Below are 22,954 nucleotides of genomic sequence, written 5' to 3'. Positions count from 1 at the left end.
AATTATTAAAAGATAAACAAAAATACCTGAGTCAAAAGAACGAGGGGTGCTTTGTATAATTAGCTTACAAAGAAGGTGACTTTTCGTCTTTGTCTTCGTAGCCTACGATTTTTATGATTTGTTCAGCAATGTTCCCTTGAAGCGTTACTGTATTGAGCAAACTTTCTAATGCTAGGTTTTTTTCCCAATGCTCGCTCAAAACATTAAAATTCGTCATGTATTATTTTCGCAATATTTTGTGATAGGATATATGAAAGCTACCTAACATTTGGAAAGGGGTATGAAAATGAAGTTCGATTACCATACACACCACGAACGATGTGGTCATGCGGAGGCAACAATCGAGGATTACATACAAGCTGCTATTAAGAATGATTTGCAGATGATTGGTATCTCAGATCATTCACCGTTCTTTGCGAGTGAGGAAGATCGAGCGAAGCCACGTATCGCGATGGCGAAAAGCGAGTTTTCTTCTTACGTTGAAGAAGTGTTGAAACTGAAAGAAAAGTACAGCGGTAAAATTGACGTGTTGTTAGGTGTGGAATCAGATTTCTTCCGAGAGCATTATCCGTTATACAAGAGTATTTATGATCAATATCCGTTCGATTACATTATCGGTTCTGTTCATTTCAGTAACGAAGCCAATATCTTTGATAAAGAGCGTTGGGAGAACGTGACAGAAGAGGACGTTAGAAAAGAAAAGGACCATTACTATCAGCTCATTGTTGAGTCTGCAGAAAGTGGCGTGTTCGATATCCTTGGACATATTGATGCGATGAAGGGTTTTTATCCAGACTTCACGAATGTGCATACTCCTGAAGTGGAAAAAGCATTGAAGCGACTTGGGGAAGTAGAGGCAACAATTGAAGTGAATACTTCTGGAAAACACAAAGATTGTGGGGGCTGGTATCCAGCTAATGACATGCTAGAGATGGCTTGTCATTATGGAGTAGGTGTCACGTTTGGTTCTGATGCGCACTGGCCAGAGCGCGTTGGTGAAGAGTTTGAAGAAGTGCGTGCGAAACTGAAGGAAATAGGGTTTAAGAACTGGACGATCTTTAAAGAGCGGAAGAAACAGCTGGTGGAACTGTAAAGAGAAGGGGTCAGGATGGGGACTGTCCCCATCCTGACCCCTTTTTTCATCCACCGATTGTTTTTCGAATCCCGAGAACTTTCTCCAATTCTCCTCTCTTTTGGTTTTCGACAAGGATGTAGAGAACATCGTTCACCTTGATTTTCGTATCACCAGAAGGTGCGATAAGTTCATCTTTTCGAATGATGGCACTCACAAGCACTTTATCAGGAAACGAAATGGCTGATAGCTCTTTTCCGATGAGCTTAGAAGATGATCTGATCGTATAAGGAATCATCTCTGCATTTACTGTTGTTGATGAAACAAGTTCAAGTGAATGAGATGGCACATGCACCTCTGGACCAGTAAGTCCAAGCCGTTTGGCCACATAAGGGATGGTCGTTCCTTGAATAAGAGCTGACGTCAAGACGATGAAGAAGATTAAATTAAAGAACAACTGACTGTTCTCAAGACCTGCTAATAAGGGAAACGTTGCAAGTACAATTGGAACTGCCCCTCTTAGGCCAGCCCAGGAGAGAAATGTTCTTTCTTTTAATGTGAATTTGAATGGAATACTTGAGATAAAAGCAGCAATCGGACGTGCGACGAAAATCAGTATGAATGATAACGCGAGTCCTTTTAGAACGATCCATGTAGAAAATAACTCAGAAGGAAAGACAAGAAGTCCAAGCATTATAAACATTAGGATCTGCATCATCCATGCGATTCCATCGTGGAACCGGAAAATCGTCTGCCCGTATGGAAGACTCTTCGTATTCCCAAGCACAAGCGCAGCGGCATAAACGGCTAAAAGTCCACTTGCATTTATAAGGTCTGTTAGGCTGTACGTAATTAAAGCAATCGCGATAGAGAAGACAGGGTATAAGCCGTTTGACCCTAGATTAATGTTTTTCATTGCCCAAGAGGCAGCTAAACCGAATAGAATTCCTAATAAAAGCCCGGCACCCATTTGCCAGAAGAACGAAAGAAAGATTGAAGCTCCAAATGACTCCTCGCCTATCGCAAATTGAAGGAGAGAAAGGGTCAAAAACATCGCCATCGGATCGTTTGAACCTGATTCAGCTTCAAGTGTGGACTGAAGTTTCCGTTTAATATTTTTACCTTTCAACACTGCAAACACGGCAGCGGCATCTGTTGAACCAACAATCGCACCAAGAAGAAGTGCCTCGTTCCATGTTACATCGAGTAGAAGTTTGGCAGCTACGCCGAATAATCCTGCGGTGATCAGAACTCCCACTGTTGCTAGCGATAAAGAAATCGGTAGAACGGATTTGGTTTTACGCCAATCCGTTTGTAAACCACCATCAAATAAGATAAGAACGAGAGCTAATATTCCAAGTGACTGGGTGAGTGACGCGTTATCGAAATAGATAAAGCCAAAACCATCACTGCCAAAAAGCATCCCGACGATGATAAAGAGTACAAGAGCAGGTACACCTACACGTGATGAGAACTTTGCCATCATCACGCCACCTATTAAAAATAAAGCACTAAATAATATGACCGTATTTGTTTCCATTTGTGTTGCTCCTTCTATCTTTCACATCAATCTTTCGTTCTCGTGTCATTTAGTCTAATCCATTACATTGTTTCACTTTGTAACAGCCGTATACTTGTTATTTATCTTACTAAATTTTAACACAGTCATTATGTCACCACTACTATTCTGAATTGATGGTATGTGGGGTCAGGTAGGGGACAGGCACCATCCAGACCCCCACCTCAAAATAATCAGAATATTCATTGTAATCATCTTATGTATAAGATAAACTATCAGTATAGAATACAAAATACTGTATATTGAGGTGGAGACGTTGGACGGCAAGTGGGAGAAACTATACAACAAGAATGGTCTAGCAGCGAAGAAAATTGCTGGAAGATTGTTATCCATCGAGCCAGGAAGCCGCATTCCTCGCGTAAGTGATTTCGTTACTGAAACTTCACTTGGAAGGGGGACGATTCAGGGAGCATTTCGTTTACTTGAGGAGATTGGGGCGATTCAGCTCGAAGCAAGAGGGCATTTAGGTACGTTTCTTGTCAGAACGGACAAGGCGCTTCTTTGGGAGATTGCAGGTCTTGGTGCTGTTATGGGCGCGATGCCGCTACCGTATTCAAAAAAGTATGAAGGATTAGCAACGGGACTTGTGCAAGCTTTCGAAGATATGAAGGTTCCTTTTAATCTTGCATTTATGAGAGGGTCTTCGAATAGAATCGAAGCGTTAAAGGCTGGTAGATATGACTTTGCTATCGTATCTCGACTTGCGGCTGAGCTAGCGATTCAAGAGTCTACATCGATCGAAATTGTAAAATCATTCGATCATCATTCCTATGTAACAGGTCATGAAATTTTCTTTTCAGATTCCAACGAAACTCATATAAAAAGTGGAATGAGAGTCGGAATCGACTACTCTTCTGCTGATCAACACCTTATGACTGAGTATGAAGTTGAAGGAATAGACGTTGACTTGATTGAAGTGAACTATATGCAGCTGATGGAAATGCTGAAAAATAACGAAATTGATGCGGCTGTGTGGAACAAAGATGAAATGACATTGTCTGATGGATTAGGGAAAGGATCTTTTCGCTCGGAAAAAGCAGTAGAGGTCAGCAAGAAAGTAAACGAGGCGTGCATGGTCCTCCATCGAGATCGGGAAGAGCTTAGCAAAGCTTTAGGTGAACTAGCAGTGTTCGAAGTGAAGCAAATTCAGCAACAAGTTGAAGAAGGAAAGGTCTATCCAAGGTATTAACGGAGAATGTTACTTCTTCACGAAATAAATATACTAAATACTGTATATTGGAGGGTTTGACTATTGACTACGATTAACGAGCGACTCACCATTTTAGAAAAAGGGGACGTGATCAGCCATGAAGCAGCACTTGTGGCCGAAAAAGCTGTGCAGCGTTTAACAAGTAAGGCAAACGATCTTCCACAAAATAAGCTAGACATGCTTGTCACCCATCTTGCGACAGCGTTAACGCGCATTTCCCGTGGTGAAACGATCGATCAACCGCCAGAAGAATTAGTAGCTGAGGTAGAAAACAGTAAGCAGATTCAATCAGCCTTAGAAGAGATCGGATGGGTAGAATCCGTTTGGGAGGATAAGCTTCCACACTCAGAAATCGCATTTTTGAAAATCCACTATGTATCTATTTTTCAAGAAATGAAAGAGGAGGGGTCACGATGAAGGTTGTAATAGGTGGTCAAGTTGATAAAAAAGAAGTAGAAGCGCTAGTAAAAGAATACGGACCTGAAGGAGTAGAGACATCGATTAAGTCTGATGTCGAAGCAGCGATGGCTGTAAAAACTGGTCAAGCGGATTATTACGTTGGAGCGTGTCATACAGGTGGTGGCGGAGCGTTAGCCATGGCGATCGCGATCGTAGGGAAACCTAAGTGCGAGACTGTATCCATGCCCGGACGCAAACCGAATGAGGAAAAGATACAGGTGGCAGTGAAAGAAGGAAAGAAAGCCTTCGGGTTTACATCAGATCATAAAGAGACGGCTGTACCTATGATTATGAAGGCAATTAAAGAGCTGTAATCTGAAAGGAGAATCGCATGATGGAAATGGTGCTCATTATACTGATCGGTGCGATGGCTGCTGTTTTAGCAAACTTGAATCTAGCAGTCTTTAACGATGGTTTGCGTCCGATCGTACCAGAAAACACTGAAGGTCGGATGGGGCGGAAAGAACTCGGGGTCACAGCATTTGCGATGAGCTTTGGACTCGTGATCGGATTTGGAATTCCTTTTACGATTACAGCTAGCATTATTTTGATACATAGTATTCTCCTAGGAACAGACATCATCGGGTTAATGACACCAAGAAATAAGTGGGGAACACCAGTCGCTGCTATTATCGGCGGTGCATATGGAGCAGGATTGTTAGTAGGTTTAGAAGGATTCGTAGCACTGTTTGAGAAGCTACCACTGAACTTTCTTGATGCGATGGGACAGGTAGGATCTCCTGTTGTCGTGACATTCATGGCATTTCCGGCACTTGCTGTCGCTCTACAGTTTAGTGTGAAGAAAGGTGTACTTACGTTTATCGTTTCAGCAATCGTGAGGCAGCTAGCTGTATGGTTGAATGGAAGCGGTATCATCACGTTTGGGGGCACGGCCGTCACATTGAACCAGGAAGGGATGGCATTGATTACAGGGATGATCTTTTTGATCACATATGCTGTCCGTCAAAAGCCAGATTCTGAAGGAAGTGGCATTGACCTAGCTTCTGTGTTCAGTGAGCGGGTGAACCGAATTAAGAAGCACGTTGTGTATTTCATGATTATGGGTGGTCTGATCGCGGCAGCTACGAATCTACTGATTATGGCTGGGGATCCGATCTCTCTCAATTTAATTGCTGAAGGAAAAGTTACTGATGGTGCAATCGCTGCTGGTGCTCGCGCGCTTGGCTTTATTCCACTTGTTGCGAGTACAGCAATCGCAACAGGGGTGTACGGCCCGGTAGGATTTACGATCGTTTTCGTTGTGGGCTTACTCGTTCCGAATGTGTGGGTTGCTTTAGTAGCGGGGGCCATTACAATTTTTCTTGAAGTGATGTTACTTAGCAAAGTTGCGCGATTTCTTGATAAGTATCCAGGAGTTCGCCAATCGGGTGAAAACATTCGTACTGCTATGACACGTTTATTAGAAGTTGCTTTATTAATAGGTGGGGCGAACGCGGCAAATGCCATTGCCCCAGGACTTGGTTTCTTTATTATCGCTGGTTTTTATTTATTAAATGAGATCGCGGGTCGACCGATCGTAAGGATGGCAGTTGGTCCGATTGGTGCGATCGCGGTAGGTATTCTCGCTAATATTCTTGTTGCGTTAGGTATTATGCAGCTGTAATGACTCGGAAGGGGGTTATACAATGATTCAAACGGTAACTGGGAAAATTTCTTCATCAGAACTAGGCGTATGCTCAGCACACGAACATCTATGTATCGATTTATCACGTATCAAAAAAGATCCAGACACGATTCTTGATGACGTAGGAGGGATGGAAGAAGAACTGCGTCGTTTCAAACGTGCTGGAGGACGCTCCATGGTAGAGGTTACGAATGATGGGATGGGACGAGATGCATCGTTACTAAAGAAATTAAGTGAGACAACCGGCGTACACATTATCGCTAGTACTGGTTTTTACAAAGATCCTTTTCTTCCAGAACAATCTGCTTCATGGAACAGGGATGATTTTGCGAGACGTATGCTTGATGAAATTCGGAATGGAATAGAAGGAACGGAGGTCTATCCAGGGATTATTGGTGAAGTCGGAAGCAGTCATCATGAAATAAAACCGATTGAAAAAGAACTCCTGATGGGTGCTGGGATAGCGGGAATCGAAAGCGGTTTGCCCGTTACCACTCATACGACTCTTGGCACTATGGGGGTTGAGCAAGTGGAACTATTTTTGAAGCTTGGACTTGCGATGGATCAGCTTATCATAGGGCATCAGGATCTTAATACGGATGATGAACGTATCCTTGCCGTCTTAGAGTCAGGAGCTTATGTAGGGTTTGATACGATTGGAAAGAATAATTATCGCAAAGATACAGAACGGATTCGTTTGTTCGAGTTTTTATTCGAGAGAGGATTTGGTTCTCGTATTCTTTTATCTACGGATTTAACTAGGAAATCTCATTGGCATAAGTATGGTGGCATTGGCTATGACTACGTTCTTCATTCGTTTGTTCCACTTTTAAAGGAAAATGGTTTTTCTGATCGTGACATTCATATGCTTCTCGTTGAGAATCCAGCTCGCGCCTTTTGCCAAAAGGTGATTACCTCATGAACGTTGCCGATTCAGTTTTAAGTCAAATGACGGTGGAAGACGCGAAGCAGTTCCAATTTAAACTAATCGATCGTATTACGAAAGAGTTCACTGACAACGCCATGTTTGAAGATGGTGACCGTGGCATTCATCCAACGTATAAACGTCCAAGAACAACAGCAAAAGTAGAACGTGTTTTTGCTGATGTTTTTGGTGTGGATCATGCTGCCCTCGTTAGGGGGTCAGGTACCGGAGCGATTCGCTCTTTGTTGAGTGCTCTTTTGGAACCGAGTGATGAAGTGATCGTCCATACTGCTCCTATTTATATGACGACAAAAGAAACATTCCGCATGCTCGGCCTTCAACCTGTGGTGGTCAATTACAATGATGTGAATGCGATCAAAGCAGTAGTAGCTACTTCGAAAGCGAAGGTACTTTATGTTCAGCATGCGAGGCAGCAGCCTGAGGACACGTATTCACTAAGAGAGGTAATCGAGACTGTGAAATTGGTGAATCCTGCGATCGATGTTGTTGTGGATGATAATTACTGTGCGCTAAAAATGCCGAAGATTGGAGTAGAGCTTGGCGCGGATTATTCAACATTCTCAGGGTTTAAGGTATTAGGTCCAGAAGGTGTAGGAGTCATAGTAGGACAACAACATGCAATAGAGGTCGTACATCAACGGAATTATTCTGGAGGGAGTCAGGTACAAGGTCCAGAAGCGATGGAGCTGCTTCGTGCTATTCCTTTTGCTCCTGTCTCTCTTGCTATTCAAAGCGAGCAGGTCGATCACTTATGCGAACTTTTGAATAGAGGTGCTGTTCCTGGTGTGAAGGAAGCCTATATAACGAACTCTCAATCTAAGAATGTCATTATCGAGTTAGTTGAACCAGTCGCACAGAAAATCATCGAACGAAGTAAAGCGTTTGGAGCTGCGACTTATCCAGTTGGAGCTGAATCCAGATTCGAGCTCGCGCCGATGGTTTATCGTGTGTCTGGTAGTTTCTTAGAGAGTAATCCCAATCTTCTAGACTATGGACTGAGGATTAATCCAATGAAAGCAGGAGCAGATACTGTTGTTCGGATTTTGAACAAAGCGATGAAGGTGTAGAATGAACTTAAATTTGGTAGGAGCGCATGCCTATCGTGTGGGAGGTGTTGCGATTGTTTTTAACGCTTACGAAGAAAAGAAATCCAGAGCTCATAAAGACTGGAGTTAAGCTCCATCAAGCTGGAGAAATTCCTCCCAATACATATGTGATCGATCTCGATACTGTTGCAGACAACGTGAAGCACATGGCACGTGCAGCCGAAGAAAATGAGTTTTCACTGTACTTTATGAGTAAGCAGCTCGGTCGTATCGGAGAGCTAGGGCAATGGATTGCTGAACATGGTATTAAAAAAGCAGTCGCGGTTGAATTTGAGGAAGCTAGAAGGCTTCATGAAGCGGGGGTACCTCTTGGCAATGTGGGACATCTTGTGCAACCTGGAAAGCATCAGTGGCCAGATGTTCTCACATTTGATCCTGAAGTGGTAACGGTTTTTAATATTGAAAGGGCCAAGCAGGTATCGGATGCAGCTATTGGGCTTAGAAAGAAGCAGGACATTCTTCTTCGTGTGATCGAGAATGGCGATACAATTTATCCTGGTCAATGGGGAGGCTTTCAATTAGATGAGCTTGATGACATCATCCCAATCCTTAAAAAGCTTCCAGGAGTTAATGTTGTTGGGGTCACCTCATTTCCGTTGTTATTAATGGATAACGAAGGAGAGGGACTGACTTTTACTAAGAATTTAGAGACGCTTCTAAATGCAAAGGAAAAATTAGAATCATCGGGCTTCACGATTACACAGGTGAATGGACCGAGTGCGACAAGCACTGAGACCATTCCCATGTTGAAGCGAGCAGGGATTACTCATGGAGAGCCAGGACATGCGCTAACCGGCACGACACCTCTCCATGCCATACGATCACTTCCCGAAAACCCAGCGATTATCTACGTTACAGAAGTATCACATCAAGATTATGAACATGTTTACGTTCTTGGAGGCGGGTTTTATGAACGGGGCAATACGACAGGAGCATATGTCGGAGATAACGCTGAGACGATCTTTCAGACTTTCTTAAAAGGCAAGCCTACGACCTCAGAGTATATCGATTATTATGGAAGACTTGAGCAGGGAGCTCCGGTTTCCGTTGGGGATACCGCAGTTTATGCTTTTCGAACGCAGGTATTTGTCACTAGAGCCAATGTTGCACTTGTACGAGGATTACGTTCAAATAAACCAGAAATCGTGCATTTGGAAAGGAGAGGCTAGCGTGAAATTTGCAGGAATCACTAAAATGTTTGTGGTGATGATGGTAGTCATTCTAACAATGGGAACGCCTTTGTACTCAACAGCTAACGCAATGGGGAAGAATAAGCTTAGTCACGGCAGTGCTAAGAGTGTGGATATGAATGCATCTACCCTTGATAAGATCGATGATGTTGTTTATACCGCAATCGAAAGCAACATTACGCCTGGAGCGGTAGTATTAATTGCGAAGGATGGAAAGATTGTAAAAGAATCAGCTTATGGCTATGCAGAGAAATATGATATGGGCATGCTACTCGATGATCCTCGTAAAATGAAGAAGAAGACGATATTCGACCTTGCCTCTCTGACAAAAGTAATGGGCACGACCCAGGGCATTATGAAGCTCGTGAGCGATGGGAAACTATCAGTTGATGATCGTGTGACGGACTACATACCTGAATTCGGAAAGAATGGTAAAGAGGATGTCACCGTGGCAGACCTTTTAACCCATACCTCTGGTTTGACACCATGGCAGCCGACCTATTTAGAAGCTGGTAATTCTGATGAAGTTCTCGAAACTATTACGAATCTACCATTAGAATACGAGACAGGTACCGACCGACGTTATAGTGACTTCAGCTTTATGACGTTAGGGTTTATTATCGAACGTGTTTCTGGTCAGCGTTTAGACCAATATCTCAAGGAAAGTGTGTATGACCCTCTTAAGATGAAAGATACGATGTTCACGCCTTCCGACAAACTAGATAAAAAAATTGCTGCGACGTCTTGGGGCAATCCATTCGAGCATCGCATGATCGATGATCCAGACTTTGGTTACTTCGTACCTGAAGATGCAGATGAATTTTCAGGTTGGCGCAATTACACGCTAGTTGGAGAAGTGAACGATGGGAATAGTTTTTATGCGAATGGTGGAGTCGCGGGGCACGCGGGACTCTTTTCGACAGCACGTGATCTCGCGATTCTTGGGCAAGCGATGCTCAACGGTGGGAGCTATGGAAAAACCTCTCTGTATGATGAGTCTACTTTTTCTACTTTTACTCACCCTCAACGATTTGGACAAGGATACGGATTTGAATTGAATAAAAGCTGGTACATGGGTGACAGGCACTCTAACAGTGCATTCGGACATACAGGGTTTACTGGTACTAAAGTAATTTTCGATCCTGCGTACAACTTGCAATTCATTGTTCTAACAAATAAACAAAACAACGGACCAAAGGAAAATGGGTTCTACCCAAGTACTGGAGGATTATCGAAGGATATCGCGAATCTTGTATATAAGTCTATTGAATAAGTAATCAAAACCCTGATCTCTTTTAAGAGCTATCGGGGTTTGCTTGTTTCTACATAAAAGGAGGAGCCAATTCATGCCAAAACCAAAGAAAATCATCTTAGACTGTGACCCAGGACATGACGATGCCATCGCCATGATTCTTGCCGCTTCGAATCCTCATATTCAATTAGAAGCAATCACGACAGTCGCTGGAAATGTAGAAGTAGAGAAAACGACGTTAAATGCGCTTAGGATGTGCGATATTCTTGGATTAGAGGATGTTCCTGTCGCTCAAGGTGCTGCTCAGCCCCTCGTTAGAGAAAGAGAGATTGCGCCGACGATCCACGGTAAGACAGGGCTTGATGGACCTCATTTCCCGGAGGTTCCGAGAAAAGAGGTCGTCGATCAACATGCAGTAGATGTCATCATTGAAAAAGTGATGGAGTCGAACGGAGATCTATACCTTGTTCCAACTGGACCACTCACAAATATCGCTTTAGCTATTCAGAAGGAGCCAGCAATTACGGACAAAGTCAAAGAAGTCGTTGTGATGGGTGGTGGGACATTTGGTAACTGGACACCTACGGCTGAATTTAATATTTACGTTGATGCAGAAGCGGCTGACATCGTATTTAACAGTGGTATACCCGTAACGATGTTTGGTCTAGATATTACACATCAGACGATTGCTACTGAGGAGATCCTGGAGCAAATTTCTGAGATAGGAAATTCAGTATCTAATCTTGTGAGTGAGCTATTAGTCTACTTCTCTCACACCTACAAAGAGGTCTTCGGATTCGACGGTGCCCCGATTCATGACGCGTGTACGGTTGCCTATTTAATTGATGAGTCAATCTTTGATTTTGAGAAGGTCCGTGTGGACATAGAGACAGAAGGAAACTATACCTATGGAACAACGTGTGTTGACCGTTTGCATGTGACAGGAAGAGAGCCGAACGTGAAGTTTGCGACGCAGCTTGATTACGAGCGGTTTTGGAGGCTATTGATTGGAGCGTTGCGAGCGGAGGGGTCTGACCCGGGTCAGGTACGTACCTGACCCCCTGCTTTTGTCATGTAACAAAGTTTCGTGAAAATCAGCACCAAAATGTCACAATATTTAAAATTCATTCAAACCTCATAGTCACAAAGTCCTCAAAAAACACGTCATCTTGTCTGAAGCGGTACTAAGGTGGTATAGACGACTATAACAGAAGAGCGTTACTCTTTAAATAGAAGTGATTCGATAGCATTTTAAGGAGGGTGGATTAATCGTTTTGCATTTTATATGAAAAAAGGGGGAGCACATGAGGAAAAAGACGGTGTCTGTTGTTTTATCAACGTTACTCGTAACCTCGTTATTTCAAGTTACACATGTAGATGCGAAAGGTCCAACGATTGAAAGAGAAGGAAAGCATAATCAGCATCAGTCTTCAAAGAACCGTCATCCTGTCTCTACATGGGGAGAACCAGGACCTACTTCTCCGGTTCTTCACAAAGGTTCTGTTAGAGGAGCTGGTATGCGCGTTGATCCATTGAACAAGATTGATGAGGTCATAGAGACCGCGATTGATAAACAGGTTATGCCTGGTGCCGTTACGTTTGTGGCAAGGCGGGGGCATATTGTAAAAGAAGAAGCTTACGGATATGCAGCGCAGTATAAAGACAATTCTTTTACTGAAATGGACGAGCCTGTGAAAATGAAAAAGGATACCATTTTTGATTTAGCTTCAATCAGTAAGATCTTCACTACAACCGCTGCAATGACACTTTATGAAAAAGGGATGTTCAACCTCGATGATCCGGTGGCTAAGTACATTCCGGAATTTGCTGTGAACGGAAAAGAAAGCGTTACCATCGAACAGCTCATGACGCATACTTCAGGATTTAAGCCCTGGGTTCCGCTTTATTCCATCGATGGTACACGCGAAGAACGTATGCAATATGTGTTTCAATATCCGCTCAGGTCTGAACCAGGTACAGAGTATACATATAGCGACCTCAACATGATCACACTCGGTGCCCTCGTAGAAACGTTATCAGGTATGCGTCTTGATGACTATGTACGTCAAGAAATCACGAAACCACTCGGGATGGATGATACGACATACAATCCAGAGCCAGAGTTAAAAGACCGTATTGCCGCAACAGAATACCAACCGTGGACGAATCGAGGACTAGTCTGGGGTGAGGTTCACGATGAGAATGCATGGTCGTTAGATGGAGTAGCTGGTCATGCGGGAGTCTTCTCAACAGCTTCGGACCTCGCAAAATTCGCTCACATGTTTTTGATGGAAGGTCGTTATGGTGGGACGAAGATTCTTGAACCCGAAACAGTCCAGCTCCTTACCGAAAATCGTATCCCCCAGTTTCCGGGTGATGACCACGGACTAGGTTTTGAACTTCAGCAAGGTTGGTTCATGGATGCGCTGACTGAGAGTACGACGCTTGGTCACACAGGGTACACTGGAACGTCTCTTGTCATAAGTCCTTCGAATCAAACGATTGCAATCTTATTAACAAATAGGGTTCATCCTACGAGGGAAACAGTATCGACATCCCCAACGCGTAGAGATTTTGCTAGACAGGTGGCAGACTCTATTCCGGTGGCTATGCCGAAAAAAGCTGATCCCTGGTTTGCGGGATATGGTGACGATGTTTCCAAGAATCTTATCGCTAAAGTAGACGTAGAAACAGATTCTTTATTTTCTTTTCATACATGGTATCAATTGGAAGCAAACTATGATGTAGGAAAAGTTGAGGTATCGGAAGATGGAACGAATTGGACGGAGCTCACGATAGTAACTGGTAATAGTGATAGCTGGGAAACGAAAGAGCTGACTGTGCCAGGAGAAACAACCTATATACGCTTTTCTTATGATACGGACTCCTCGGTAAATAAGCGAGGCTGGTACGTTGATCAGATGAAACTGAACGGTAAACAACTTCATTTCACAAGTGACGAGTGGGAAAAACGTTCATATTAATTCTTTTACGTAGGAGGAAACGCAATGCCTAGAAAATTTACGCGACGGATTGTTTTCTTACTAACCTTAGTCTTGATCGTTTCGCAAGTACTGATAAGTCCGGGGAGTGCTCAAGCTAAAAAGGATAAGGGGCACAATCATACAGATTTAATCATCATGCAAAATGTCCCTGAAGCAAAAACAGATATTGAAGATGGAACAATTCAGTTACACGCTCTCCATGTTTATGACGATGGTCATTTTATGAAAACGTCAGACAAGTTAACATGGCGCTCTTCTAATAAAAATGTGGCGACTGTCGATGAAAATGGAAACGTGACGCTTTCAGGCCAACCGGGGCGTACCTTTATTTATGTTTCAGATGGTGAGGATCGAGACCGTATCGCCATCCATACATCAAAATCTCCCAAGGTCATCAAAGCGGAAGGAGTTAAATACGATATTATCCAGAATGCGATCAACGGCATGACGCTTGAAGAGAAAGTTGGACAGATGCTGATGCCAGATTATCGGAAATGGAATGCTGAAAACGTAACGGAAATGCTTCCTGAGATTGAGCAACAGGTAAAGGACTATCATCTAGGTGGCGTAATTTTGTTCCGAGAAAACGTGGTCACCACTGAGCAAACAGCAAAACTTGTTTCTGATTACCAAAAAGCTTCTGAGAAGTATGGCTTGTTGATGACAATCGACCAGGAAGGTGGAATTGTGACGCGACTTCAGTCAGGTACAGATATGCCAGGAAACATGGCACTGGGTGCAGCTCGATCTGAAGAGATTAGCAACGATGTTGGCCGTGTCATAGGCGAAGAGCTGGAATCACTCGGTATCAATATGAACCTTGCACCAGTGATGGATGTGAATAATAATCCTGATAATCCTGTCATAGGTGTACGTTCATTTGGTGAAGATCCTGAGCTTGTCGCTGGTCATGCGATCGCTTATACAAAAGGACTTCAGGAAACTGGTGTTGCCGCCACAGCGAAGCATTTTCCTGGACACGGAGATACTGCGGTTGACTCCCACCTTGGATTACCAGAAGTTCCTCATGATAAGGAACGTTTGAAAAAGGTTGAACTATACCCATTTCAACAGGCTATGGATGCAGGAATCGATGCCGTGATGACAGCTCATGTTACTTTTCCGAAAATCGATGACACGAAGGTAATATCCAAAAAAGATGGGGAGGAAATTTCCCTGCCAGCTACGTTATCTGAAAAAGTATTGACTGGACTTATGCGTGAAGAAATGGGTCATGATGGAGTCATTATTACTGATGCGATGAACATGGGGGCTATCGTGGAGCATTTTGGCTCGGTAGATGCTGCGATACGCGCTGTGAAAGCTGGAACGGATATTGTATTGATGCCTGTTGGTTTACCTGAAGTAGCGAGTGGATTACTTGATGCGGTTCGTTCAAGGGAGATTTCAGAAGAACGCATCGAGGAGTCAGTCGAACGAATTTTAACCTTGAAAGTAAAAAGAGGGATTATTAAATCGGAGAGTAAAGAAAACGTTGAAGACAAAATCCAAGAAGCCTTAAAAACAGTTGGGTCAGACGAGCATAAGGCTGTTGAAAAAGCAGCAGCAGAAAAATCGATTACGCTAATAAAAAATGAAGATGTCCTTCCTCTTACTAAACAAAGTGATGAACGAATTGTCGTGATCGGGAGAAGCTTTGTTGATTCTTTAGGAGAAGCGGTGAAAACGTATCATCCAAATACAACCGTAATCAGTCTTGATTCAAACTACAAACTGAACGAAGATCAGCGCGAAGTAGTTGAATCGGCAGATCGAATTATCGTTGGGACGTATACGTACAGCGTTGGAACTCGCTCAGAAGAACATCCACAGATGAAGATGGTTAATGATTTACTGAAAACGACAGATGCTTCTGTAATCGGGGTAGGGATTCGAAACCCTTACGATATTATGGCTTATCCAGAGATCGATGGTTACATTGCACAATACGGGTTTAGGACAGCTAGCTTTAAAGCAACAGCCGCAACGATCTTTGGTGAATATGCACCATCTGGAAAGTTACCTGTTACGATTCCAGGTGTTGAAAATGAAGTTCTTTATCCATTCGGTCATGGTCTAACTTACTAAACTAATATGAGAAGAGAGCTCTTACCTCTCTTCTCTCCTTGGGGGAGGAGTTTCACGTATGAAAAAATGGTTCGTCATGATTTTGATGTCTGTTCTTGTCATGTCTACAATCTCGGTAGCCCTTGCTGATGATAATGGAAAAGGAAATAAGTATGGTCATGATAAAAATAAGCATAAGAAGGATTTTAAACTCGGAGTAGAAGTACTATTAGATGAAGAGAAACAATTGATCGAGGGGAAGAATGTTGGTTTGATCACGAATCCAACGGGCGTTGATCAAGAATTAACTAGCATTGTTGATCGTCTTCATAACGATCCTGATGTGAACCTCACTGCTCTTTATGGCCCTGAACATGGAGTGCGAGGAAGTGCGCAAGCCGGTGAATATGTGGAGTATTACACAGACGAACAGACCGGACTTCCGGTATACAGTCTGTATGGTGAAACTCGGAAGCCATCACCTGAAATGCTAGAGGGAATCGATGTGTTACTTTTTGATATTCAAGATGTTGGAACACGCTTCTATACGTACATCTATACGATGGCGTATGCGATGGAAGCAGCAGAAGAGAATAATATCAAATTTGTCGTTCTAGACCGTCCGAATCCACTTGGAGGCGAAGCGGTTGAAGGGCCAGTCTTGAATGATGAGTATTCTTCTTTCGTTGGAAAGTATGAAATTCCACTCCGTCACGGTATGACGGTTGGGGAGCTTGCGAAACTATTCAACAACGAATTTGGCATCGGCGCAGATCTCACGGTTGTCGAAATGAAAAACTGGGACCGAGACATGTACTATGATGATACGCCGCTTGAGTGGGTGTTGCCATCTCCAAATATGCCTACGTTAGATACGGCTCTTGTGTATCCAGGTGCTGCCCTCATCGAAGGCACAAACGTATCGGAAGGACGCGGAACGACAAAACCATTTGAACTAATTGGTGCTCCGTTCATTAATTCAACAGAATTAGCGTCAGAGCTTAATCGTCTCGAACTTCCAGGGGTTGATTTTAGAGCAGCATCTTATACGCCATCCTTCTCGAAACACGCAGGGAAATTAACACATGGTGTTCAGATTCACGTTACTGATAAGGAAGAATTCAAGCCTGTCATGACGGGATTACACCTAGTGAAAACAATCCATGACCTCTATCCAGCAGACTTCGAGTTCCGTGCTGAATATAGTAACGGCATCTCATTCTTCGACTACCTTGTTGGAAATGGCTGGATCAGAGATGCGATAAAGGAAGGACAGAGTGTTGAAGAGATGCAGGAGAAATGGGAAGAAGATCTTGATGACTTTAAAGAAGTAAGAGAAGACTATTTAGTATACTAAACAAAGAAAAAAGCACTCGCGGTAAGCGTTCGCGGGTGCTTTCTTTATATGATTGTAATAAAACTTCGTAAATAGTGTTTAAATAATAAATAAAACTTGATACACTGTAATAAACTTATTAGAAAATTCACTCATTTAGAAAGGAGGTAAGATGATGAACGGAGGATTAATCAGTATTCAAGAGTCTATGGCATCTCTTAAACCTTCCGAACGAAAAGTCGCAGAATACATTGTTAACCGTCCAGAAGAAGTGATCAACCTCTCTATTCAAAAGCTGGCGCACAGGACAGAAGTGAGTGAAGCTACGATTATTCGTCTTTCTCGAACGCTTAACTATAAGGGTTTTCAAGAATTGAAGCTTCGAATTGCTGGAGACCTTGCTACGAAACAGAGCAGTAATTCTTATCAGGAAATTTCGATCGATGGAACCGTTGATTCTTTTATCGCTAATATATCGAACAACAACATTCAATCCATCAATGATACACTCTCCGTTCTTTCACGAGATGAGGTTGAGAAGGCAATCGAAGTGCTTGGTAAAGCAAGGAAGATCGCATTATATGGCATTGGTGCCTCTGGGTTGATCGCGCACGACTTCAAACAAAAGCTTTCTAGAATCAATCGATGGTGTGAAGCAGCAGTAGATTATGACTCACAAGGGACGATTAGCGCAAACCTTAGTGAGGAAGATGTCGTGTTTGGCATTTCGTATTCTGGTCAAACGAACGATATTATTCAATCATTATCTATTGCTAAAGAAAACGGTGCGACCGTAATCACGCTTACGAAATATGGAACGAATCCTGTCTCTCAGCTTGCTGATATCAAGCTATTTACTAGTTCACTAGAAAAGAGCATTCGAAGTGGCGCGATGAGTTCACGCATTTCGCAGCTTAATGTGATCGATATTTTATACGTGGGTTTAACAAGCCGCAACTACAATGAAAGTGTAGTTGCACTCGAGCGCACCCGAAAAGCTGTGGAGCATTTGAAGAAGCATGTTTGATCAATATGTACACCAACTCGTCAAAGACAATGAATTGCCAGGTGCGACTCTACACGTTCAACATCTAGGAAAAACAGTGTTTCACAAAGCCTATGGCACGTATCGTAATCGTCACAACAACGTAGCTAGCATTTCGAAATCCACAAAATTTGATGTAGCTTCTCTCACAAAAGTGATGGCCACCTTACCTTCGATTCTCTGGCTACTCGATAACAGCTCATTAGAATTAGACCATCCTATTCAGACCTACATACCAGATTTCAAGCATAGAGACGTTACAATTGAACACGCCCTTACACACACGAGTGGCCTCCCAGCTGACCTTCACCATATGAAAAGGAGCGAGTGGCGACCGGTATTAGATGAGATCGTTGCATTGCCTCTCGTCCATAAACCTGGTGAAAAAGTCCTTTATAGCGACTCCGGGATGATTTTACTTGGAAAGGTGATCGAAAAAATAAGCAACTTACCGATTTCAACCTTTACAAAAACGTATCTCTATCGGCCATGGAGACTTTCATTCACCGAATTTCACCCAGCTGGCGATGCAATCGCGTCGACTGAGGCTTATGGTGACTCCTATATTCAAGGAGAAGTTCATGACGAAAAAGCCCTTCATCTAGGTGGCGAAAGTGGAAGTGCAGGACTGTTTTCAACTGCTTCTGATGTTGGAAAGTTCGGAAGCATGTTTCTTTATCCGGAACAGCAAAGCGTCTTACAGGAAAAGAGAATTTGGCAAGCCCGGGAACATGTGCTTGGTAATCGCGGACTTGGGTTTGAAGTGTGGAGTGGCAAAGGAGCTGAGCTTTCGTGTGGGAGGTGGTCGATAGGGAGCTTCGGTCATACCGGTTTTACAGGAACAAGTTTATGGATCGATCCTAAAGAGAAACTCGTTGTAACTTTTTTGACGAACATCGTTCACTATGGGAGAAAACATAATATGAAAGTGATTCGACCTTATCTACATTCATTGATTCATTCAAATTTTATTAAGGGGGAGTAATGGCATGAAGAAAATGAAAGCGATTTCTTTTGTGGCGTTTTTATCGTTAATTCTTGTTATTTCTGCTTGTAGCAGCTCTGACACAGGTAGTGATGGTGGAAGTGAAGACGGGACAACGTTAACGATCGGCAGTTGGAGAACAGAAGACAAGGCAAGTTATGAAAAGGTCATCGAAAAATTCAATGAGGAATACCCCGACATCAATGTAGAATTTAAGCCTTCTAAAAACACAGAATACAACACGATTTTGAATACAGCTCTTCAAAGTGGAGAAGGTCCAGACATTATTCATCTTCGTCCTTATACCCCGGGAATTGAACTAGCTGACGCAGGATACCTTGAGCCCCTCGATGGACTTGAAGGTCTTGATCAATATCCAGAAGAAACGCTTGCTGCTTCAAAAGGAACAGACGATAAACAGTATGGTGTCCCTCTAAACATCAGTACGACACAAATGTTTTACAACAAGAAAATTTTCGAAGAGGTAGGTCTTGAGGAGCCTAAAACGTGGGAAGAGTTCATGACATTGAACAAGACGTTACAAGATGAAGGGTATACGCCTATTTCTCTTGGAACGAAGGAAGGATGGCTCCTATCACTTGCTCACGGTATTATCGGCCCTGCACACTACGGAGCAAATGAATTTGTAGACAACATCACGGCAGGAGAAACTGAATTCACTAGTGATGAGTTCAAAAGCTCGATCGAAGCATTGGATGAGTTAAAACAATTCTTCCCTGAAAATTATGAAGGTCTTGGGATGGAGGATATACGAACGATGTTCTTTACAGGTGATGCTGCGATGTTCCCGCTAGGTAGTTGGGAAATCGAAGTGCTTCGTGAAATGAACCCTGAATTGGAACTAGGTTTCTTCCCGATGCCATCGGCAGTCGGCAAGGAACCAACAATTACGACATGGGTAGATGGTTCCTATGCAATCAATGCAAATTCAGAAAATAAAGATGCTGCAAAGAAATTCCTTCAATTTATGACGACAGAAGAGTTCGGCACGATGTTCACGGAAGAATTTAAAATGATCAGCGCGATACCTGGAATTGAGTCGGATGATGAGCTTGTAAATTCGCTTGGAAAAGCGGTAGAAGAACAATCAACACCATACATGATGCTTGTTCATTTCGCAGGTGGTAATCCCTCAACGAAAGCTACGATTGAAACAGAACTTCAGGGCATGTACTTAGGCGAACGCTCTCCAGAGGAAGTTGCAAACGCTGTACAAGATAGTGCGAAGTCATGGTATGAACCTCTGAAATAATAAGGAAGGGGCGGAGAATATGAAGCCAGCAATGCATAAACCACTGACATTGAAAAAGCAACGGAACTGGAAAAGGTTGACGATTCACCTTTTCCCTATTCCCGCCTTGATTATTTATGGGCTATTTATTGTTTACCCTTTATTTGCTGCACTTACATACAGTTTCTTTGATTGGAAAGGCATCGTTAGAGGGGAGTTTGTTGGACTCGACAATTTCAAAGATCTATTCACGCTCCAACCTTTCTCGGATCTGTTTTGGAATGCCTTTGGTCATAACATCCTGTATTTTGTTTTACAGATGATCTTTCAGAATGGTTTAGCCTTTATTCTTGCTTATATTATTTATAAAAAAGTTCGAGGCTCTGAGTTTCTGAAGATCGCTTACTTCCTACCGCGTCTTCTTTCAGTCATCGTTGTTGGCTTCTTATGGAAACTAATTCTGAATCCAAACTACGGTGCTTTGAACGTGATTCTAGAAAAAGTCGGATTAGAAGATCTCGAGAAGGCATGGCTTGGTGATCCTGATACGGCCCTCATTTCTATTATTCTCGTCAATTGTTGGTACGGACTCGGATTTGGCGTACTGATCTTTCTTGCAGGGTTTCAGTCGATTCCAAAAGAGTTGTTTGAGGCTGGGAAACTTGACGGGGCAGCTGGTTTTGCGATGATCAGACGCATTGTTTTGCCACTGATGGTGCCATCGATCATGATTATGACGGTGTTAACGTTCATTCAGTCGTTTGAAGCCTTTGAACTCGTTTATGCGATGCAAGGTTCACAAGGAGAACCTTATCATTCTACTGATACGCTCGCAGTATACTTTTATCGGCTTGCCTTTGGCGGATCAGCTGGTGGATCGACCACAGCGGTAGGTCTCGGTTCAGCACTTGCTGTCGTGTTATTTATTTTCATCTCATTCTTTACAGCGCTGTATCTGAAATATATGCAGAAAAAACAAGTGGATCTATAGGAGGGATATGATGAAGCATTCAATCTGGTCGAAGCCTTTTTACTACGTTTTTGCATTTTTAATTGCATCTGTCAGCATCTATCCAATCCTACTCATGATTCTATCTTCTTTCAAAACAAGTTCGGAGATTTTTACGAACCCACTCTCGTTACCAGAGACGTTTACGTTAGATACGTATAAAAGCTTACTTGAACAAGTGCCATTCATGACATATTTCATGAACAGTGTTCTCGTTAGTGTGGTGTCTGTGGCGCTCATTCTTGTCACGTCTTCTCTTGCGGCATTTTATATCGCGCGCTTTACGTTTGTATGGAACAACATGATTTTCTTTTTCTTCCTAATGGGCATGATGCTTCCGATCAAACTAGGAATCGTCCCTCTTTTCATTTTGATGAAAGATCTACAGCTATTAAACTCACTCTGGTCATTGATCTTTATGTATGTGGCAACAGGAATACCGCTCTCCGTTCTTATACTGACAGGCTTCTTTAGAACGATGCCACGGGAACTAGAAGAAGCTGCGAGAATCGATGGAGCTGGAAACCTTCGCATCCTATGGAATGTCGTCTTACCTCTTATGAGACCAGCACTTGGAACAGTGATGATCATTCAATTTATTCAATCATGGAATGATTTTTTCTTTCCGTTGATCTTCATTACAGATGATTTAAAACGAACGATACCAGTCGGGATGCTGTCACTCTTCGGTGAGTATTCAGCTGATTGGGGAGCCCTTTTTGCCGGTCTTACACTTGCTTCATTACCGATGATCGTCCTATTCTTCATTGCTTCAAAACAATTTATGGAGGGACTCACACAAGGTGCGATCAAATAACATGTATTATATCGGAATCGATGGTGGCGGTACGAAGACAGAAGCGTTCCTTTGTGATCACGATGGGAGACTCATTGCTAAAGGCGTAGCTGGGTCGACGAATATCAAATCACGTTCAGTAGAAGAGGTTCGAAAAGAAATACAACAGGTCATGAAAGCCTTGACGTGTAACCTCGTAAAACCTGAAATTGAAGCCATCTATGTATCGACAGCTGGAGGCGACCGAGTGGAGGACCAGGAACGTTGGAAAACGTGGCTTCTTGAAAGTTTACCAGAATTCAGTGGAATGATAACCGTTACGAACGATGCCTATGGTGCCATTGCAAGTGGCACATTCTCATTGGAAGGAACCGTGCTCATCGCTGGAACGGGTTCGATCGCATACTCGATAAGTCGTAACAAACCTTCTATTCGTGCGGGAGGGTGGGGCTACCTTTTTGGAGACGGAGGAAGTGGCTATGCGATTGGAAGACAGGCGCTAAATGTTCTCACTGAGATGCATGACAACATACGAGAGAAGGATGAAGCTTTTGTACGAAGCATGCTATCTTTTTTAACATTGAAAAACGCTTCTGAAATCATTACGAGTATTTATGAAGACGGGTACCCTAGATTGAAGATCGCGTCACTAGCAAAGTGTGTCATCATGCTTGGGGAACAACATAACCCTATAGCTTTAAGGATCTTGGATGATGCTTGTGAAGCATTGTTGAAACTAGTGAAGGTGGTACATGATGATACAAAATCGATTGTATTATGTGGAGGGCTATTTCAGTCAGAGCTTTTCAGAGAAACGTTTGAAAGAAAGCTAGAAAAGAGCTTTGCAAAATTGAAGGTCATCTATCCAGAACTATCACCAGCTGTAGGTGCTTGTATTTGTGCCTTGCTTACAAATAGTTTAATCACTGAAAGAATGAAAAAAAATCTAACGTCGTCCTATAATAAGATCGAGGACAGCTATACCTGATGGAGGTACAGA

General features: G+C 42.9%; 21 protein-coding genes. 19 read left to right on the top strand and 2 right to left on the bottom strand.

The features are described 5' to 3' along the window. Nucleotides 1-64: 64 nt before the first annotated feature. Complete coding sequence (locus LCM09_RS06570) at nt 65-217, bottom strand: hypothetical protein (protein ID WP_224879753.1); 153 nt, start codon at nt 215-217, stop codon at nt 65-67. A gap of 69 nt (nt 218-286) precedes the next feature. Between LCM09_RS06570 and LCM09_RS06565 the strand changes: the two genes are divergently transcribed. Then, nucleotides 287-1,093 carry a histidinol-phosphatase gene (locus LCM09_RS06565; protein ID WP_224879751.1) on the top strand — a complete coding sequence of 269 codons (807 nt, stop codon included), beginning with the start codon at nt 287-289 and terminating at the stop codon, nt 1,091-1,093. Between the two features lie 46 nt (nt 1,094-1,139). On the opposite strand, the gene LCM09_RS06560 is transcribed toward LCM09_RS06565, so the two are convergent. Further along, entirely contained in the window at nt 1,140-2,612 is a 1,473-nt protein-coding gene (locus LCM09_RS06560) for a potassium/proton antiporter (protein WP_224879749.1), read from the bottom strand. 295 nt (nt 2,613-2,907) lie between these two features. Here LCM09_RS06560 and yhfZ point away from each other — a divergent pair, with 295 nt between their 5' ends. The 18 genes from yhfZ to LCM09_RS06470 all read left to right on the top strand — a co-directional run bounded on the left by yhfZ (nt 2,908) and on the right by LCM09_RS06470 (nt 22,942). Further along, complete coding sequence (gene yhfZ / locus LCM09_RS06555) at nt 2,908-3,840, top strand: GntR family transcriptional regulator YhfZ (protein WP_224879747.1); 933 nt, start codon at nt 2,908-2,910, stop codon at nt 3,838-3,840. A 63-nt stretch (nt 3,841-3,903) separates the two neighbouring features. After that, nucleotides 3,904-4,278: a PRD domain-containing protein gene (locus LCM09_RS06550; protein WP_224879745.1), complete on the top strand. Its 375-nt coding sequence runs from the start codon at nt 3,904-3,906 to the stop codon at nt 4,276-4,278. Beyond that, on the top strand, nt 4,275-4,634 hold the full coding sequence (locus LCM09_RS06545; protein WP_224879743.1) for a DUF2620 domain-containing protein: 360 nt from the start codon (nt 4,275-4,277) through the stop codon (nt 4,632-4,634). The genes LCM09_RS06550 and LCM09_RS06545 overlap by 4 nt, the downstream gene beginning before the upstream one ends. A gap of 17 nt (nt 4,635-4,651) precedes the next feature. Then, nucleotides 4,652-5,944, top strand: a complete 1,293-nt coding sequence (locus LCM09_RS06540) for a YhfT family protein (RefSeq protein ID WP_224879742.1) — start codon at nt 4,652-4,654, stop codon at nt 5,942-5,944. Between the two features lie 22 nt (nt 5,945-5,966). After that, nucleotides 5,967-6,887, top strand: a complete 921-nt coding sequence (locus LCM09_RS06535; protein WP_224879740.1) for a phosphotriesterase family protein — start codon at nt 5,967-5,969, stop codon at nt 6,885-6,887. Further along, nucleotides 6,884-7,978 carry an aminotransferase class V-fold PLP-dependent enzyme gene (locus tag LCM09_RS06530; protein ID WP_224879739.1) on the top strand — a complete coding sequence of 365 codons (1,095 nt, stop codon included), beginning with the start codon at nt 6,884-6,886 and terminating at the stop codon, nt 7,976-7,978. Before LCM09_RS06535 ends, LCM09_RS06530 begins: the two co-directional genes overlap by 4 nt. A 44-nt stretch (nt 7,979-8,022) precedes the next feature. Next, on the top strand, nt 8,023-9,186 hold the full coding sequence (locus tag LCM09_RS06525) for an alanine racemase (protein WP_318246496.1): 1,164 nt from the start codon (nt 8,023-8,025) through the stop codon (nt 9,184-9,186). Between the two features lies 1 nt (nt 9,187). Further along, on the top strand, nt 9,188-10,480 hold the full coding sequence (locus tag LCM09_RS06520) for a serine hydrolase (protein ID WP_224879735.1): 1,293 nt from the start codon (nt 9,188-9,190) through the stop codon (nt 10,478-10,480). A 73-nt stretch (nt 10,481-10,553) separates the two neighbouring features. Beyond that, a complete protein-coding gene (locus LCM09_RS06515) occupies nt 10,554-11,516 on the top strand; it encodes a nucleoside hydrolase (RefSeq protein WP_224879733.1) in 963 nt (320 codons plus the stop codon). Nucleotides 11,517-11,763: 247 nt separating this feature from the next. Continuing rightward, entirely contained in the window at nt 11,764-13,443 is a 1,680-nt protein-coding gene (locus LCM09_RS06510) for a serine hydrolase domain-containing protein (RefSeq protein ID WP_224879731.1), read from the top strand. Nucleotides 13,444-13,467: 24 nt separating this feature from the next. Further along, the gene (locus tag LCM09_RS06505) at nt 13,468-15,552 is read left to right on the top strand and encodes a glycoside hydrolase family 3 protein (RefSeq protein ID WP_224879729.1); all 2,085 of its coding nucleotides are present in this window, start codon (nt 13,468-13,470) and stop codon (nt 15,550-15,552) included. 58 nt (nt 15,553-15,610) lie between these two features. After that, entirely contained in the window at nt 15,611-16,888 is a 1,278-nt protein-coding gene (locus LCM09_RS06500) for an exo-beta-N-acetylmuramidase NamZ family protein (RefSeq protein ID WP_224879727.1), read from the top strand. A 151-nt stretch (nt 16,889-17,039) separates the two neighbouring features. Next, nucleotides 17,040-17,894 (top strand): MurR/RpiR family transcriptional regulator, encoded by an 855-nt coding sequence (locus LCM09_RS06495; protein WP_224879725.1) that lies wholly within the window; start codon nt 17,040-17,042, stop codon nt 17,892-17,894. Further along, nucleotides 17,887-18,897, top strand: a complete 1,011-nt coding sequence (locus LCM09_RS06490; RefSeq protein ID WP_224879723.1) for a serine hydrolase domain-containing protein — start codon at nt 17,887-17,889, stop codon at nt 18,895-18,897. Before LCM09_RS06495 ends, LCM09_RS06490 begins: the two co-directional genes overlap by 8 nt. Nucleotides 18,898-18,901: 4 nt before the next feature. Then, entirely contained in the window at nt 18,902-20,170 is a 1,269-nt protein-coding gene (locus LCM09_RS06485) for an ABC transporter substrate-binding protein (RefSeq protein ID WP_224879721.1), read from the top strand. A gap of 19 nt (nt 20,171-20,189) precedes the next feature. Then, nucleotides 20,190-21,140, top strand: coding sequence for a carbohydrate ABC transporter permease (locus LCM09_RS06480; RefSeq protein WP_404800784.1), 951 nt, complete (start codon nt 20,190-20,192; stop codon nt 21,138-21,140). A gap of 10 nt (nt 21,141-21,150) precedes the next feature. After that, on the top strand, nt 21,151-21,975 hold the full coding sequence (locus tag LCM09_RS06475) for a carbohydrate ABC transporter permease (protein ID WP_224880121.1): 825 nt from the start codon (nt 21,151-21,153) through the stop codon (nt 21,973-21,975). Nucleotide 21,976: 1 nt separating this feature from the next. After that, entirely contained in the window at nt 21,977-22,942 is a 966-nt protein-coding gene (locus tag LCM09_RS06470) for an N-acetylglucosamine kinase (RefSeq protein ID WP_224879719.1), read from the top strand. Nucleotides 22,943-22,954: the final 12 nt, after the last annotated feature.

Origin of the sequence: Guptibacillus algicola (assembly GCF_020171805.1) — a bacterium.
Lineage (GTDB): Bacteria > Bacillota > Bacilli > Bacillales > Guptibacillaceae > Guptibacillus > Guptibacillus algicola.
The sequence above is the reverse complement of the archived record's forward strand: the minus strand, read 5'-3'. Positions and strand labels throughout refer to the sequence as shown.